Origin of the sequence: Butyrivibrio sp. XB500-5 (assembly GCF_003625505.1) — a bacterium.
Lineage (GTDB): Bacteria > Bacillota > Clostridia > Lachnospirales > Lachnospiraceae > Butyrivibrio.
Genome location: NZ_RAIS01000007.1, coordinates 60,672 through 75,228, shown reverse-complemented (window position 1 = coordinate 75,228; position 14,557 = coordinate 60,672). Strand labels below are relative to the sequence as shown.

The window sequence follows — 14,557 nt, the reverse complement described above, 5'->3', positions numbered from 1 at the left end:
AATTAAATCAGTTCAATCAGTTTCATGGTTCCGGAACCGTCACGATGTAGCCGGTCGGAATGTCCTCGCCTTCCTCGTCCGTCTCTTCACCCGTTATCTCAACTCTGCAGTTCTTGACGGTCGCATCGTTCATCATTATTCCCGAAAGTGCGCCGCAGGATGCGATGACGTTGTCCTCATCTCCGTCCGCGCCGACCTTCTGGATGCCGGTTATCTGAGGATCTATCAAGGTCAGGTTGTTGATCTCGCTTCCCCAGAATATCCTAAAGAGTCCCGTGCAGTATCTGTCGTAGACCGTGGTTCCGTTTACCGTCACGTTGTAGCTTCCGGTCGGGAGATACGATCTTGGAACTACTGCGGTCTTACCCTCGTTAAATACGAGCACCGCGCTCTTTGAAAGGTCCGATTCATCGATCTTGAGATTGAGGATCTTGTGAGGCTGTGCCTCCGCCTCGCCCTCGTTGAGCGCGTCGTACTTATCAATGTATTCGTTCAATATCGGAGTAAAATATCTCGATTTTCTCTCCGATGCTTCGCTCATCGTATAGCAGTCATACCACAGGAAACGCTCATTTTCCTTGGGCTCCTCGCCGGAGACTGCCGCGTTAAAATCAATATCTTTTGTCTGGACAGCGTTTATAGGTCTCTCGCCGAAGCTGTCGTAAAGGCTTCCCGTCGCTATGGAATCGACGATGCCGCTGCTCTCATCAAGGTTCTGAAGGTGCCTTGCATAGGCGATAAATGCGTTATACTTGCCGGATTTAACGCCGGTCTTGATCTTGCCCTCTTCCGTGCTGATGCCGTTGTCGTAGGCAAAAAGGCTGTTGTCTGAAGCTGTCGCGCTCGCCCTAAGGAGCGCGCCGTCTATGATGACTTCGCCGTGTCCTTCGTAATTTGCGTAGGTCGAAACGTCGACCTTGACTGTCACGTTCTCGCCGGGGTAGAGGTATGCGTTTGCATCGTCCGCGCCGCTCTCATTGAGCCTTGCGGCAACTCTGCCGACGGGGATCCACGATACGTCCTTAAACACATCGTCGGATGACGGAAGCGATCCGTTCTTGGAGAACTGACCCGCGAAGCTGGATAGCTTGCCGTTTTGTTCATTTACGCCCAAGGCGTCGAGCAAAAGAGGTATCTTCGTATATTCAAGGGTATCGATGTAGGTGCCCCACTGAGCAAATACCATCTTGTTCTTACTTGTTTCGCCCTCGATCTCAACTCTTATAAGGAGTTTTTTGTTCTTGATCCTGTTGTTGTAATTGGGGCCCTGCGAAGGGAATACGATCTCGATGTTGCTAAGAAGCTTATCCGAGTTAAAAAGACGTCTCTCTCCGCCTACGTAATGTCCGACCCTTACGTTTATCTTATTTCTTACATCATTGTCGATGATGGCTTCCGCGAGCTTGTCCTCTGAGCCCTCACCGTCAGATACCTGATAGTATCCGACATGGCCCTTAAAGGTGCTCTTTCTTCTCTCATCATCTCTTATGATGTCCATGTTCGCTGATGTGTAAAGCTCATCGATGTGGTACTTGTTCGTATCTGTCAGGTAAACTACCGAGTACACGCGGAAGTTCACGGGATCGAACTCAAGGAGGATTCCGTTTTCGAAAAGCTCCGGTGAAAGGAGCTGTCCGTCCGCGGTAAGGAGTTTTAGCACCGCGTCGCTTCCAAGCTTCGCTACGCCTTTTTCCTGACCGATGACAAAATACTCTATATCGATATCTATGTATTCGCTGTCGTTGACCTCGCTCTTGATGCGGATGGTCTTGCCTTCAAGGATACCGGACGCCGATGATCCGCCCATTAGCATGTCCTGCGTCACTCCGTCAAAAGCGTAGATCTCCTGCATCCTGTTCTGGAAAGCCATGGCGATACTCTCCGCCGTTCTGTCGGCTGCTGCCTGCCTGTTGTTCTCAATGTATGAGCTGACGAAGGCAAAACCGAGGCCGAACAAAACCACAAGTATCGCAACGACGATAAGTACCTCTGCAAGTGTAAAGCCCCTGTTATTCAGTTTACCGGTTGTCTTATCCCCTCTCATAAGAAAGCCTCACCTTTTATCAACTATGATAGGCACCGCCAAAAAATAATTCTCTGAAAGTACGTTTCCTTCCTTGTCTACCACCTTTATATGGACCTTAAACGCATCGTCCTCATACTTTATGCTCATCCCTGCGGATAGCTCATATTTGCCCGTTTTAAGTCTGTATGCGCCCTCTCCTGCTATGTCAAACAAAGGGCTGCTGTACAAAACAGAACTCTCGCAAAGCCTTCCGTAAGGACCGTCATCCGATTCATTTACGTATCCGATGATGTCGCCGTCTTTATTGACTACGGTAAAATGCGCTCCCGGTCCGAAATTATGGGAATCGCTGTTAAATAATATCTCTCCGTGGTCGCCCTTTTTTATCTCTCCGCCTACTACTGCAACCTTTGAGCTTGAAAGCTCGCTCATAGCATATTCCGAAAGTTCACTGCAAAGCTCCATGGAAGCTGATATCTGCGCGCTCTTTTGATACCTGTTAACTGCAAGTGAAACGGTCGCGGTCAAAATAGATGTCGCAAGAAGTAAGATGACCGTTGCTGCCAAAAGCTCCGCAAGCGAAAAGCCTTTGCGACTTCTGATAAGTCCGTATGCTCTTTTGACTTTGCGCTTTATACTCATAGGCTTTAGTTATCCTCAAATTCTGCTGACCAGTAATAGTACTTCTCCCCGCTCTCTCTTTCTGCCTCGTAGACATTTATATCGGTAGCTCCGTAGCCGAGCGCCCCGCCCGCCGCATGATCGAGCTCCATCGATACGCTCTTGTCGCTGTTTTCAATGTATATCGTCACGCCTGCTGCCTCGCTGACACTGACCTCTTCCTTGTCAAAAAGATCGTTCTTCGTGCCCGCATTAACTCTTCCGGAAGCAACAATAGCCCCCGCGAGTATCATCATACCCATGGAAGCGATTATCAGTGCTATCAAGGTTTCCGCAAGGGATTCCCCTCTTCGATCATTAAGTTTCGAGAATACGGATCCAATTACCTTACCCATATTCATCCCCCTCATCGCTGTCAGTTTCCTTTTATCTCAATCGAGCAACTGTCAATTTCCTTTGGTCTCTATCGAGCAGTCCGACCAGGTATGGTCCATGCCGCCGACTCCATTTTCCTCGGAGCTTACCGCAAAGAATAATGTCACCGTGCTCTTGTTTATCTCGCTCTCATCTATGCCTTCTCTTCCGTCGCTGAGAATTATCTCTATGTTATTATTATCGTCATTTTTGGCTGAAATTTTCACTCTCAAGGGGTCCTCTCCGGGATCCGCTCCCGATGAGATATACCAGGTCATTTCATTACCTGCGCCCGCCACAAGTGCCTTAAATTCGGCTTCAAAAGAGCTGTCTCCGTAGCTCTCTTTTTCTTTTTCCGAAAGCTTTCCAAGCTCGCTCTCACTTACTCCCGCAGGGCCGTATCCGACCACGTATTCGCCGCTTCCTTCATCATAAGAATAGCTGCATCCGTTAAAAAGCATTCTTACGTAAGATGCAGCTGATGATAACGCAAGATCGGACTGGTAACTATCTCTTTGTCTTGCAACCGTCTTTGCGCTGTTAAGCGCAATGCTTATAACCGCCACGCTGATCAGCGTAGATGCAAGCAGCACTCCAAGTGCAAAAACAATCGTTGCCCCTCTTTTTTCCAAAAATTTCTTTCTGATCATTTGCTCTTACCATCCGCGGGGAGTTCAAGGTCTTCTACAGCGTCATATACCGTCTCATAGAAAGTTGCCGAACAATCAATGGTTATATCTTTTTCGAAGAGATCTTTGTCGACCTCGTTATCTCCTTTTCCGGATTTATCAAAGCCAACGCTCATATCTCCGATGATGCAGCGTATATCACTGCCTTCAAGCTCTTTTATTATCTTTTTGGCATCTTCATATCCCGATACGGTAAATGATAACGAGAACTTTCTTCTGAGCTGATCCTTATCTCTTGATATCTTAGAGAAATTTATGTGGTATTCCTTGGTGCTGGCAGTAAGAATATCCTGCAAATAAGATATCTCCTGCTTTTCATAGTTATAGCTAGGCATGTATGTGTACTCAGGTGTGCCTTCAACTATGGAATCCATCTCTTTTTTCATCTTCTGGATCTCTTCCATTTTTACTTCAGCCTCTGTTATCTCAAGCTCAAGGTCTGCCTGTTTTTGCTCAAGACGCTTGATCTGGCTGATCGAAGGTTCATACACATAGAAATAATAGGCTGCACCGATCATTATCAATGCCAGTATTAAAAGAAGGAATTTTTCTCTTGTTGTTAGTTCTCTGTTTAACTTCTTAAGCACCGGTTTTCTCCTTATTTGATCTTGATCATAGTGATCTTCATCTGCACATCTACTATCTCATCCGAATTCTCTGTATCTTCGGTCTTACTTCTCTGAACATCGCTTACGCTGACCGCATCAACAAATTCTGTTCCTTTAAGCTCTTCTATTATTCCTACAAGCTTATCTACCGAATCAGTGGTAATGGCAACCGTAAGCTCGTTGCCCTTTAAGCTGTAGCCGTTTAGCTCAAACTCTCTGTTCTTGAAAAGCTCTATTATCTCCATCGGAACGATCCTGTTGACGTTGCCTTTTTCTTCATCGGTCATGTAGTGCCAGGTGTAGTGATAATAAAGTTCCGGAAGGTCTTTCTCGGCTTCAAGCGTTGCATTGTATTTATCAAGCGTTTCTTGTACCTGAGCAACCTCCGCCTTTTTCTTATTTACACTTTGCATAAGATCGTATACCGCAAATTTACCGAAGAGAGAAGCAAAGATCGCTATCACCAGAAGTCCGCAGAAAAGGCCTTTCCAGTTGATGACCCTCTTCTCAAATATTTCAGTAAAGTCTACATAGTTCTTAATATGAGAACCCTGGTTTTGATCCTTTAACAGAATTCCCATTGCAATCGAAACTATACTAAAATTCTCGTTTGTGAACTGAGGGAACGCTTCCTCGAAAGTGTTCACGTTCATATTCAGTCGTTCTTTTAAAAGTTCGATAAACGGAGGGATAAGTGCTCCTGTTCCGTATATAAGGACCTCATTGAGCCTTGAACTCATATCCGACATCTCGTAGTAGTTTATACCCTTCATAACCTCTATCGAGATATCCTTATATGCATTAATGGCTACTTCGGAATTTGCACAGTCTTCATAATTGGTCCTTACATAGGTCCTTGCAAGTTCCATCTCAATGTTGCGATCTTCAGCAATTGCCTGGAACAAATGACTCTCACCGATATCAATTACCTGAGCGAGCTTAAATTTTTCATCCTTAAAGATCTGGAATCTGATAGCTCTGATTCCCATATCAAGGAAACATCTTTCCTTTTTCCTCTCTTCCTCAGTCGGGAACTCTTTTAAATATCTCTCAAGTATGCACACCTCAGGAACCATCTTGCATAGCTTGAGTCCTGCCATCTGCAGTATCTCGTCTATAGTCTCGTAGTACTCTTTGGATATGGCAACTCCCAAAAGTTCCATGGAATCGGGAGCTCCGTCACCATCCGTATCGACAGTTTCTCTAAGCTCATAATCATAAAGGTAATCCTTTAATTCTCCGCTTATACTGTCTCTGAATTCATAAGGAAGATTTATCCTAAGCTGTTCATCACCCATCTTGGGAAGCTTTATATTTCTTGTAAGCACTCGATCGGTTCCTATAACGAAATAGGCTTTCTTTCCTCTGAATTTTTTCTCTTTCATGGTCTCTTTTATAAAGGCCGCAAAGAGATTCTTGGAAACGATCTGGCCGTTATTTATTATGTTGTTTGGAATATCAACCCACGTAGTCTTTATCTCTTTTCCCTTGTACATACTAAGAGAAAGTCTTCTGTGTGCTGTATATATTCCGATGACTTTGCCTTTTCCGAACATTATTAAGCTCCTTAGAATAAACTAAAATACCAATCGGTTACCGTTTTAGAAAAGATCAAAAGTATATATCCCGACATTGCTATAGCCGGTGCAAAAGGAAATTCCCTTGTTTTATCCGGTAAGAATCTCCTTCTTATTCCCACAAATAAAAGTCCTATGATACACGAAAGAAGTATCAGTTCATAGCTTCCTGCTGCCCCAAGATAAAGAGCAAGCATTCCGTACAGCTTGATATCTCCTCCGCCTAGTGCGTCTCTTTTTAACACCTTTCCCATCAAAAGAGCTATCGCAACCATGATCACTACTATACCCACGCAAGAGAGGATATTCTCAAGTATCCCGGGTATATTCGCCTTATCTTTTTCCAAAAGATATTGAGCAACCTTCGATACTATGAATGTGATAACTCCCACGATGATGCAACCGTTTGGTATTTCCATGATCTCAAGATCTACCAAAGATGCTGCAAATAGGCAGGCTGTAAGTATTATGTACGTTATCAGCAAGATGATATTGTCCCAAAATGCTATGTAGAGTCCGAGACAGAGAAGTCCGAATAATAGCTCTGTCAGCGGATATCTTACCGACACTTTCTCCTTGCAGTATCTGCATTTCCCGCCGGAAAAGATGTAGCTGAATACCGGAACAAGATCAAGTGCTCCAAGCTCATGTCCGCAGTGCATGCAGTGGCTCTTTCCCTTTACCCAGTCTTCTTTTCTTACTATCCTCATAGCCATGCAGTTAAGAAAAGAACCAAGGGCGAGGCCGAATATGAAAGTCACGACTCCAAAGTAGATGATCAATAGCTTCTCCCGTCTGAATACTTACATAGTGTTATACATACTGAACATTGCCATATATATCGAAATAACAATAAATCCCGCGATCACTGCAAGGAACACCAGGATAGCAGGCTCAAGCATCGCTATCGCCTTGGCTACAGCCTGTTCAAGTTCGTTGTCATAGTACCTGGCTACAGTATCAAGTGTGGTCTTAAGCTCACCGGTATCTTCTCCGACTCCGACCATATCTGTAAGGATATCCGGGAAGCACCCGGCTTCCGTCATGCCGGCTCTCATGGTCTTACCTTCTTCAAGTCTTGTTACCATCTGAAGTGTCTTTTCCTCGTATATCTTGTTTGGCATGACCTTGGAGGTTACTCCAACCGCTTTGGTCATCGGGATCCCCGACTGGACCATGGTCGCCATTGTGTTGGCAAATAAGCTTGCGCAGTTAAGCTCCATGATATTTCCGAGTACCGGAAGCTTAAGCTGTAATTTTGCTATGTTTCTGGCTCCGTTTGGAGATTTTTTATAAAGGATCACGCCGAACGCGATAGCCGCAACAAGCACGATGAAATAGATAAATGTGTCGCGTACAAAGTTGGATATCGCTATGAGCATCCTTGTCATAAGAGGTAGCTGTCCGCCCGTTTCATCAAAGATAGCTGTAAATGTAGGTACGACCTTGACCATAAGTACGATAACTACGATCACTGCGATCACCAGTACAAACGAGGGATAGATCATTGCTCCTCTTACCTTTGCTCCCATCTTGGTCTGCTTGTCATAGTGCTTATATATTGACTCAAAGCTTCCCGCAACATCTCCTGCTTCCTCACCTGCCTTAAGTGTCTCGCAGAATGTAGGAGGAAATTTGTCGTTTCCGTGGTCTTCAAATGCTGCAGATATGGTTCTTCCTGCTTCTACATCCGCCGCAACCTCTGTAAGGACTTTTTTAAGAAACTTATCCTTGGTCTTATCTCCGATGAGTCTGACTGCTCTGGCTATCGGTATTCCTGCCGAAAGTATGGTTGCAAACTGACTGCACATCATAGTAAAAGCTTTGGAATTAAGCTTACTGCCACCGATATCGCCAAATAGGATCTTTCCGATAAGCGTATCGGATTCTCCCTTTATCTCGGTGAGCGATATTATGACGTTATAGTTATTTCGTATTTTGGCGGATGCCTCAAGTTCATTGGTGGCTTCAACCATCCCCGTTACCTGAAGTCCTCCGCTACCTTCTGCAACATACTTATAGTTTTTCATCACACACCCCGCTGCCCAAATCCGTTATGATCAAAAGATATTTCTGTTTACAAAGTCTTTATTTACCGCGTAGTGAAGCGCATTTTCTCTTGTTATCATTCCCTTTTTCACCAGCATGCATATTGCCTGATCCATTGTCTGTCCGCCGATCTCGGAGCTCGTTGCAACTGCATTGGCGATCTGAGGAGTGTTTCCGGTTCTTATAAGGTTTCTGATCGCATCGGTCACTACCATGTACTCTGCTGCAAGTGCTCTTCCGCCGCCTTTTTTCTGAATGAGCTGCTGAGTAAGTACTGCCTGCAAAACCATGGATAGCTGCAATCTTATCTGCTGCTGAGCATTCTCGGGAAAGACCTGTACCATACGGTCTATGGAATCTGCCGCACTTCCCGTATGCAATGTTCCGAATACCAAGTGTCCTGTCTCAGCTGCAGTTATAGCTGTCTCGATAGTGTCTCTGTCACGCATCTCACCGATAAGGATAACGTTGGGGTCCTCACGGAGTGATGCTCTAAGTCCCATCGCAAAGCTCTGTGTATCTTTTCCTACTTCTCTTTGATTTATCGCGCACAGATCCGGAGTGTACATGTACTCGACAGGATCTTCCAGCGTTACGATATGTCTTTTGTAATTGTGGTTGATGTTGTCCATTATCGCAGCAAGTGTTGTTGACTTACCGGAACCGGTCTCACCGGTTACAAGGACGATTCCCTTATGGAGCTTGGGAAGATCAAGAACTGCCGGTGGAAGTCCGAGTGTTGAAAGCTCTGGGATGTGCTCAGAAAGAATCCTGAGAGCAAGTGACGGAACTCCCTGCTGCTTGAACAAATGGATACGGCATCTGTTGCCTGCAAAGGTATCTGCAGCGTCAAGTTCTCCGGTTTTCATAAGTTCATCAAAAGCTTCCTGCGTCTTAGAAAGCTCTTTTGCCATATTAAGGCAGTCCTCGGCGGTCACAGGAGTCTCTTCCATGTTCTCAAGATCGCCGCTACTTCTGTACTTGGGCGGAAGGCCGCAGATAATGTGAATATCGGAGGCTCCGTCTTCCTTGGCCTTTATAACGAGCTGTTCTATTGACATCATAAGCATCTACCTCAATCACTTTCGTTGGTGATACGCATTACTTCGTATACTGTGGTTATGCCATCATATATGAGCTTTATGCCTGCTTCTTTAAGTGAAACAAATTTGTTTTCAGGCTTTTTTAGTTCTTCGAGTATTGCTTCTCTTCCAGCTTTCTTGGTAATGAGTTCCCTGATCTTGGGTGTTACCAGCATGATCTCAAATACGGCGATTCGTCCCGAATATCCTGTATTAAAGCAGTGCTGGCAGCCTTTTCCGACTTTAAATTTCGTTCCGGGCTGTATCTTGATACCAAGCCTTTCCTCGTCGTCGGCCGTAGGTGTATATTCCTCGGCGCAGTACGGGCAGATACGCCTTACAAGTCTCTGTGATATTACGCCTCGCAGAGTCGCTGATATAAGATAGGGCTCAACGCCGATATCTTCAAGACGGTCGATAGCTCCGACGGCGTCGTTGGTATGGATAGTACTCATAACGAAACGTCCCGTGAGTGCCGCTCTCATACATATATCTGCGGTCTCGCCGTCTCTTATCTCACCCACGGATATGATGTCCGGGTCCTGTCTGAGGATCGCTCTGAGGCCGTTTGCAAAGGTCATATTTACCTTGGGATTTATCTGTACCTGATTGAGACCGTCAAGGTTGTACTCTATAGGATCTTCCAAGGTCACGAGGTTAACATCCCTTGTGTTGAGCTCATTTAACATCGCGTACATGGTCGTCGTCTTACCTGCTCCGGTAGGTCCAACGAGAAGCATTACGCCGTTTTTGTAATGGATGAGCTTTTCGTATTTTTCCATGTCGTCAGGTCTAAGTCCAAGCATCTCTTTGTCGATGTTGGTCGCAGACTTATCAAGGAGACGACATACTATCTTTTCACCCCAAGCGATCGGAAGTGTAGATACACGCATGTCGAAATTTCTATCGGCTACGGATACGGTAAATCTACCGTCCTGAGGTATCCTCTTCTCCGCAACGTCCATTCCCGACATGGTCTTGATACGTGCGATAACGGCCATTGTGATGTCGTTTGGAACCTTCAGGACATCACGCATAACGCCGTCAACTCTCATCCTGACATCCATTTCGTTTTCTCTTGGCTCGAAGTGGATATCCGATGCGCGTTCCGCCGCTGCTCTTTCTATTATTGAGTTAACAAGTCTAATTGTGGGAGCATTGTCAGAATCACCGGAAAAAGATCCCGATGTAATGACATAGTATTGAACGGATGAATCGAGTTTATCGGGAGCCGATGCATCCGTATCCTGATCTCGTTTATAATCTTCGATAGCTCTCCAAGCGCCCTCATTGCCGTAGAGAGTATTTATGGCTCTCTCAACAGCAGAGCTCGTGGAAATAAGAGGTACGATCTTAAGATTGGTAACTTTTCGTACCTCATCAAGCGCATAGTAATTCAGAGGATCGTCCATGGCAACATACAGAGTGTTGAACTGTTTCTGCACCGGTACCATGTGATTCTTTTTCGCCGTATTCGGCGGTACAAGTTTAGACAGTTCAAGCGGTATGTTGACCTTTGTAAGATCCACATAATCAACTTCAAGCTGCACAGCCAATGTCTTGGCTATATTCTCGGGTGTAACGATCTTATTATTTATCAGAACCTCACCAAGCTTTTCCTTGGTCTTCTTCTGAGTATCCAAGGCGAATTCAAGCTCTTTTTCTGTTATGAGTCCCCTCTCTATCAAGAGATCACCGATACGCTTTCTAGCCATATTACCCCCTTGATAATGGTTTATAGTACAGATTCAATAGCTTTGCGATTGCCAAATACGATTACTTCGGCTTCACTTTCTTCGCCACTGTACCAACCTACACCAGGTGCTAAATTATCACTGTCATAAGAAACACCAATTATAATTCCATAGGAAGTTTTAGAAAATTTATACTCACTGACTACAGTTGTTCCATCAAGTTCTCTAAGCTGTACAGTCCACTCATTATTACCATCTAATTCCATACAAAAGCTTCCATTGCTGTTACCATCTCCCCAGTGGCTTCCACCATCATTTGATGTGAATACCACTAATTCCAATTTGCCATTCATCATGTAATTTGCAGAAAGCTCAGCACATAATGCTCTGGCATTTGCTTCATCTGTGGCTAATTGTGCCTTTTTGAGCTGTGCTGTAAATACCGGTATTGCTACAGCTACAAGCACTGCTATGATCGCTACTACGATTAGGAGTTCCGCTAAAGTGAAACCTTTGTTTCTATTCGCTTTAGTAGTCATAGTTTTATACCTCCTGCTACTGCTTATTAATTCCTATAATTATTAGGATCGATTTCACAGCATGTTACTTTGGAATTTTCTCCAAAATACGTTATTGTCCTTAAATTAGTGTCGGTAGGTAAAGTCGCCCAAGCTACTTCATCCAATCCGGCAGCAGCAAGCTGTCCCTCAATATCATTTCTATATTTCAATAATTGTGCTTCCGTTAAAGGAATTGCTACATCATCAATATATATAGCAAATTCATTATTATTGTATTCTTCATCATAATCTCCGAACATCGCCCTGGACTGTGCCTCAGCGAATCCTGCTCTTATATTAGCTACAGTAGTGGCTACTTTTGCTTTATCCAACTGCGCGGTAAACACCGGTATTGCTACTGCAACAAGTACTGCGATGATTGCTACAACGATTAACAGCTCTGCTAATGTAAAACCTTTTTTCATTGATTTCCTATTACGTTGTAATAGTGTTTTATTAGTATTTTTCATTGCAAGCACCTCCTGGCTCAGCTTACATGTGCTAATAATTATTGTGGCAATGATGTAAATCAAAGGCCCGCATTATCGCCGTATTCAGCCATAATGCCATCCTCATCTAACCAAAATGCAAGATTAGTTTTTCCGTCCCCATCTTCATCATAAGGACCATTTAATGCAAAATCCTCCAGCCCTACTTTTTCGCAGATTTCTTGGAAATGTTCCTGTAAAGTCTCCGCGCTGCAAGGTATCGCTACATCTTCAATAATGATCGCATCCTCATAATCAATTGTTTCTGTAAGCATGTCCACTTTTGCCTCAGCAAGGGCACTCCTTATATTAGCTAGTGAAGTAGCATATCTTGCTTTCTCAAGCTGCGCTTTAAACACAGGAATAGCGATCACTACTAAGATAGCGATGATAGCAACTACAATAAGGAGTTCAGCTAATGTGAATCCTTTTTTAACATATTTTTTATATGATGTATTTTTTGCACTCATCTTACGCCATCCTTTCACTGAATCTTACCTAATTAGGGCCAAATTCCCAGATAGTCCTCTAAATCCGAACTAACATTTGAACCATCATCATCAATTTCAGATTGGAAAGCAACTCCAACTTTTCCGCTTTCACAAACATATATAATTATGTAGTTAGTATCAGCCCCGGTGTAATTAGGACAACCGCCATAAAATACACCATCAGGTAAATTAACAGTTCCTTTCAATCCGGGTTGTGACGCTTTACCGCCTCCCATGATAGTTTCATCCCTAACAATAGTTCCCGAAGAAACATCAAATTCAGCATAATATGCAACATCAACATCATTATCATATTTAATAAATAATGTTTCATCTTTATAATCACCGGAAAGATATGCCGCACTTGCTGTTGCATAAGCACTTCTAAGATTAGCTATATCTGTGGCTTCACGTGATTTTTCAAGTTGTGCAGTAAATACAGGAATTGCTACGGCAACCAATACAGCAATGATTGCTACAACAATTAGCAGCTCTGCCAATGTGAATCCTTTTTTATTTCCTCTCATATGCTTACCCCTCATTTATTGTTTGTAGCGTTCAATTATACGGTTCATTATTAATGTCTATATCCCATTCGCCATTTTCATTAATAGTAAAGAAAACATACAATTCAGATCCTGCTTCGAAATCACTCGTACTCCATGCATATCCGTTTGTTATACCCAATTCATCAACTATAGTCGGAAGATAATCATTTAACTGATCATAGCTTAAAGGGCACTTTACTCCGGGGATCTCAACCTCCGTTAGACCATATTCATGAATAACATTTTCATCATCAAGTAAGAATGCAGCAGCCGCTTCGGCTTTCGCAGATCTGAAATTTGCCAATGTAGTTGCCTGTTTTGCTTTCAATAATTGCGCAGAAAAAACAGGGATCGCTACTGCTACAAGTACTGCTATGATAGCAACTACAATAAGGAGTTCAGCTAATGTGAATCCCTTTGTATTACATTTTTTCCTATTCATAAGGCTTCCCTCCTTATTGAATAATTTGCTTTATAAGTTGACCGATAGGATTTCTATCTCTGTATAAAGATCAAGGTTCTTTTCCGAATACTACAGCAGTATTGTTATTGTAATCACATTCACCGATCGTTACATAAGGTGCATCATCTCCATCGCCTACTGTAATCGTAATATTAGCCATTCCGTTAAATGAATAGGTTGATGAACCATCACTTCCTTTATCTATAACAACATTGCCCGGTGTTCCTTTTGTTATAGAAGAAGGATCAACTGTATATGTCTGTTCTCCGTTTGCCAGATAATCAGCTGTAAGCTCAGCATAAATTGATCTAGCATTAGCTTCATCTGTAGCATATTTAGCTTTGTTGAGCTGCGCTGTAAATACAGGAATTGCTACTGCAACAAGTACAGCGATGATCGCTACAACGATCAAAAGCTCCGCCAGTGTAAATCCCTTATTCCTCGAATTGTTCATAATTTTGCTCCTTTCCCGCTCATAAGAAGTATTTGATATGATAATTTTACCTACTAAATGCACCTCATAAAATAGATATTTTCTGATTTTTTATTAAATAAAAATAAAACTTATTCGTTTTTACGATATTATCTAACAATTCTATTAAATGTACTGAATATGTTGTTATAATCGGTATATTCTAAATTATACCATATTTTTAATCGCTTTTTCGTATTGATGTATAATAGGAGCATACAGCGAACAATATTCAAGGAGCTCACCATGACAGAACAAGAAGTCAGAAATAAATACGAAGAGATAACCAAGACCCTTATAGCCAAAAAGCTCACCATCACTACGATGGAGAGCTGTACTGCAGGACTTATAAGTAGCCTTATCACGGACACCGAAGGTTCGTCGCAGGTGCTTAAGGGAGCTTTTGTGACATATTCAAATGAAGCTAAGATCATGCAGAATGTACCTGCTAAGGTGATAGATGAGTACGGAGTGTACTCCAAAGAGACGGCGATCGAGATGGCGAAGGCATGTAAAAACACCTACGCCGCGGATATTGGCGTAGGTGTCACCGGTACTATGGGAAATATCGACCCGTCAAATAATGACAGCGTGCCGGGTGAGGTGTATTTCGCCATAGCTGATAAAGAGACTCTTTCCTCGGAACATGTAAGCTTATCGCCCAGGGACAGCAGGTACCTGTACAAGTTGTCCGTCGCGGACATAATTGCCGATAAGCTCCTTGAAATACTGAGAGGTTGCTCCGAATAAGCATATATAGTAAAACAGCGCGGCA

17 protein-coding genes are annotated in these 14,557 nt (G+C 43.5%); 1 reads left to right on the top strand and 16 read right to left on the bottom strand.

Annotated elements, in window-relative coordinates; all coding sequences use genetic code 11:
- Positions 1 to 22: 22 nt before the first annotated feature.
- The 16 genes from D6856_RS12560 to D6856_RS12485 all read right to left on the bottom strand — a co-directional run bounded on the left by D6856_RS12560 (position 23) and on the right by D6856_RS12485 (position 13,764).
- Positions 23 to 2,044, bottom strand: coding sequence for a prepilin-type N-terminal cleavage/methylation domain-containing protein (locus D6856_RS12560; protein ID WP_120687176.1), 2,022 nt, complete (start codon positions 2,042 to 2,044; stop codon positions 23 to 25).
- 9 nt (positions 2,045 to 2,053) lie between these two features.
- On the bottom strand, positions 2,054 to 2,668 hold the full coding sequence (locus tag D6856_RS12555) for a type II secretion system protein (RefSeq protein ID WP_120687175.1): 615 nt from the start codon (positions 2,666 to 2,668) through the stop codon (positions 2,054 to 2,056).
- 5 nt (positions 2,669 to 2,673) lie between these two features.
- A complete protein-coding gene (locus D6856_RS12550; protein WP_120687174.1) occupies positions 2,674 to 3,042 on the bottom strand; it encodes a type IV pilus modification PilV family protein in 369 nt (122 codons plus the stop codon).
- Between the two features lie 51 nt (positions 3,043 to 3,093).
- Complete coding sequence (locus D6856_RS12545; RefSeq protein ID WP_120687173.1) at positions 3,094 to 3,711, bottom strand: hypothetical protein; 618 nt, start codon at positions 3,709 to 3,711, stop codon at positions 3,094 to 3,096.
- The gene (locus tag D6856_RS12540) at positions 3,708 to 4,337 is read right to left on the bottom strand and encodes a type II secretion system protein M (RefSeq protein WP_158588938.1); all 630 of its coding nucleotides are present in this window, start codon (positions 4,335 to 4,337) and stop codon (positions 3,708 to 3,710) included. The genes D6856_RS12545 and D6856_RS12540 overlap by 4 nt, the downstream gene beginning before the upstream one ends.
- Before the next feature lie 11 nt (positions 4,338 to 4,348).
- On the bottom strand, positions 4,349 to 5,914 hold the full coding sequence (gene pilM / locus D6856_RS12535; protein WP_120687171.1) for a pilus assembly protein PilM: 1,566 nt from the start codon (positions 5,912 to 5,914) through the stop codon (positions 4,349 to 4,351).
- Between the two features lie 11 nt (positions 5,915 to 5,925).
- Entirely contained in the window at positions 5,926 to 6,717 is a 792-nt protein-coding gene (locus D6856_RS12530) for a prepilin peptidase (RefSeq protein WP_120687170.1), read from the bottom strand.
- A gap of 21 nt (positions 6,718 to 6,738) precedes the next feature.
- Positions 6,739 to 7,965 (bottom strand): type II secretion system F family protein, encoded by a 1,227-nt coding sequence (locus tag D6856_RS12525; RefSeq protein ID WP_120687169.1) that lies wholly within the window; start codon positions 7,963 to 7,965, stop codon positions 6,739 to 6,741.
- A 30-nt stretch (positions 7,966 to 7,995) separates the two neighbouring features.
- On the bottom strand, positions 7,996 to 9,048 hold the full coding sequence (locus D6856_RS12520; RefSeq protein WP_243114090.1) for a type IV pilus twitching motility protein PilT: 1,053 nt from the start codon (positions 9,046 to 9,048) through the stop codon (positions 7,996 to 7,998).
- Positions 9,049 to 9,059: 11 nt separating this feature from the next.
- The gene (locus D6856_RS12515) at positions 9,060 to 10,781 is read right to left on the bottom strand and encodes a GspE/PulE family protein (RefSeq protein WP_120687168.1); all 1,722 of its coding nucleotides are present in this window, start codon (positions 10,779 to 10,781) and stop codon (positions 9,060 to 9,062) included.
- A gap of 20 nt (positions 10,782 to 10,801) precedes the next feature.
- Complete coding sequence (locus D6856_RS12510) at positions 10,802 to 11,299, bottom strand: type IV pilin protein (protein ID WP_120687167.1); 498 nt, start codon at positions 11,297 to 11,299, stop codon at positions 10,802 to 10,804.
- A gap of 26 nt (positions 11,300 to 11,325) precedes the next feature.
- On the bottom strand, positions 11,326 to 11,790 hold the full coding sequence (locus D6856_RS12505) for a pilus assembly FimT family protein (RefSeq protein ID WP_120687166.1): 465 nt from the start codon (positions 11,788 to 11,790) through the stop codon (positions 11,326 to 11,328).
- 59 nt (positions 11,791 to 11,849) lie between these two features.
- Positions 11,850 to 12,278 (bottom strand): prepilin-type N-terminal cleavage/methylation domain-containing protein, encoded by a 429-nt coding sequence (locus D6856_RS12500; protein ID WP_120657125.1) that lies wholly within the window; start codon positions 12,276 to 12,278, stop codon positions 11,850 to 11,852.
- Positions 12,279 to 12,310: 32 nt separating this feature from the next.
- On the bottom strand, positions 12,311 to 12,826 hold the full coding sequence (locus tag D6856_RS12495; protein WP_243114089.1) for a type IV pilin protein: 516 nt from the start codon (positions 12,824 to 12,826) through the stop codon (positions 12,311 to 12,313).
- A gap of 31 nt (positions 12,827 to 12,857) precedes the next feature.
- Positions 12,858 to 13,289: a type IV pilin protein gene (locus tag D6856_RS15405; RefSeq protein ID WP_243114088.1), complete on the bottom strand. Its 432-nt coding sequence runs from the start codon at positions 13,287 to 13,289 to the stop codon at positions 12,858 to 12,860.
- A 70-nt stretch (positions 13,290 to 13,359) separates the two neighbouring features.
- Positions 13,360 to 13,764: a type II secretion system protein gene (locus D6856_RS12485; protein WP_120687164.1), complete on the bottom strand. Its 405-nt coding sequence runs from the start codon at positions 13,762 to 13,764 to the stop codon at positions 13,360 to 13,362.
- 264 nt (positions 13,765 to 14,028) lie between these two features.
- Here D6856_RS12485 and D6856_RS12480 point away from each other — a divergent pair, with 264 nt between their 5' ends.
- Complete coding sequence (locus tag D6856_RS12480; RefSeq protein ID WP_120657128.1) at positions 14,029 to 14,532, top strand: CinA family protein; 504 nt, start codon at positions 14,029 to 14,031, stop codon at positions 14,530 to 14,532.
- Positions 14,533 to 14,557: the final 25 nt, after the last annotated feature.

Coding starts and splice junctions, on each gene's coding strand:
- D6856_RS12560 (WP_120687176.1), bottom strand. CDS start 2,044: ATGAGAGGGGATAAGACAACCGGTAAACTGAATAACAGGGGCTTTACA.
- D6856_RS12555 (WP_120687175.1), bottom strand. CDS start 2,668: ATGAGTATAAAGCGCAAAGTCAAAAGAGCATACGGACTTATCAGAAGT.
- D6856_RS12550 (WP_120687174.1), bottom strand. CDS start 3,042: ATGGGTAAGGTAATTGGATCCGTATTCTCGAAACTTAATGATCGAAGA.
- D6856_RS12545 (WP_120687173.1), bottom strand. CDS start 3,711: ATGATCAGAAAGAAATTTTTGGAAAAAAGAGGGGCAACGATTGTTTTT.
- pilM (WP_120687171.1), bottom strand. CDS start 5,914: ATGTTCGGAAAAGGCAAAGTCATCGGAATATATACAGCACACAGAAGA.
- D6856_RS12525 (WP_120687169.1), bottom strand. CDS start 7,965: ATGAAAAACTATAAGTATGTTGCAGAAGGTAGCGGAGGACTTCAGGTA.
- D6856_RS12520 (WP_243114090.1), bottom strand. CDS start 9,048: ATGATGTCAATAGAACAGCTCGTTATAAAGGCCAAGGAAGACGGAGCC.
- D6856_RS12515 (WP_120687168.1), bottom strand. CDS start 10,781: ATGGCTAGAAAGCGTATCGGTGATCTCTTGATAGAGAGGGGACTCATA.
- D6856_RS12510 (WP_120687167.1), bottom strand. CDS start 11,299: ATGACTACTAAAGCGAATAGAAACAAAGGTTTCACTTTAGCGGAACTC.
- D6856_RS12505 (WP_120687166.1), bottom strand. CDS start 11,790: ATGAAAAATACTAATAAAACACTATTACAACGTAATAGGAAATCAATG.
- D6856_RS12500 (WP_120657125.1), bottom strand. CDS start 12,278: ATGAGTGCAAAAAATACATCATATAAAAAATATGTTAAAAAAGGATTC.
- D6856_RS12495 (WP_243114089.1), bottom strand. CDS start 12,826: ATGAGAGGAAATAAAAAAGGATTCACATTGGCAGAGCTGCTAATTGTT.
- D6856_RS15405 (WP_243114088.1), bottom strand. CDS start 13,289: ATGAATAGGAAAAAATGTAATACAAAGGGATTCACATTAGCTGAACTC.
- D6856_RS12485 (WP_120687164.1), bottom strand. CDS start 13,764: ATGAACAATTCGAGGAATAAGGGATTTACACTGGCGGAGCTTTTGATC.
- D6856_RS12480 (WP_120657128.1), top strand. CDS start 14,029: ATGACAGAACAAGAAGTCAGAAATAAATACGAAGAGATAACCAAGACC.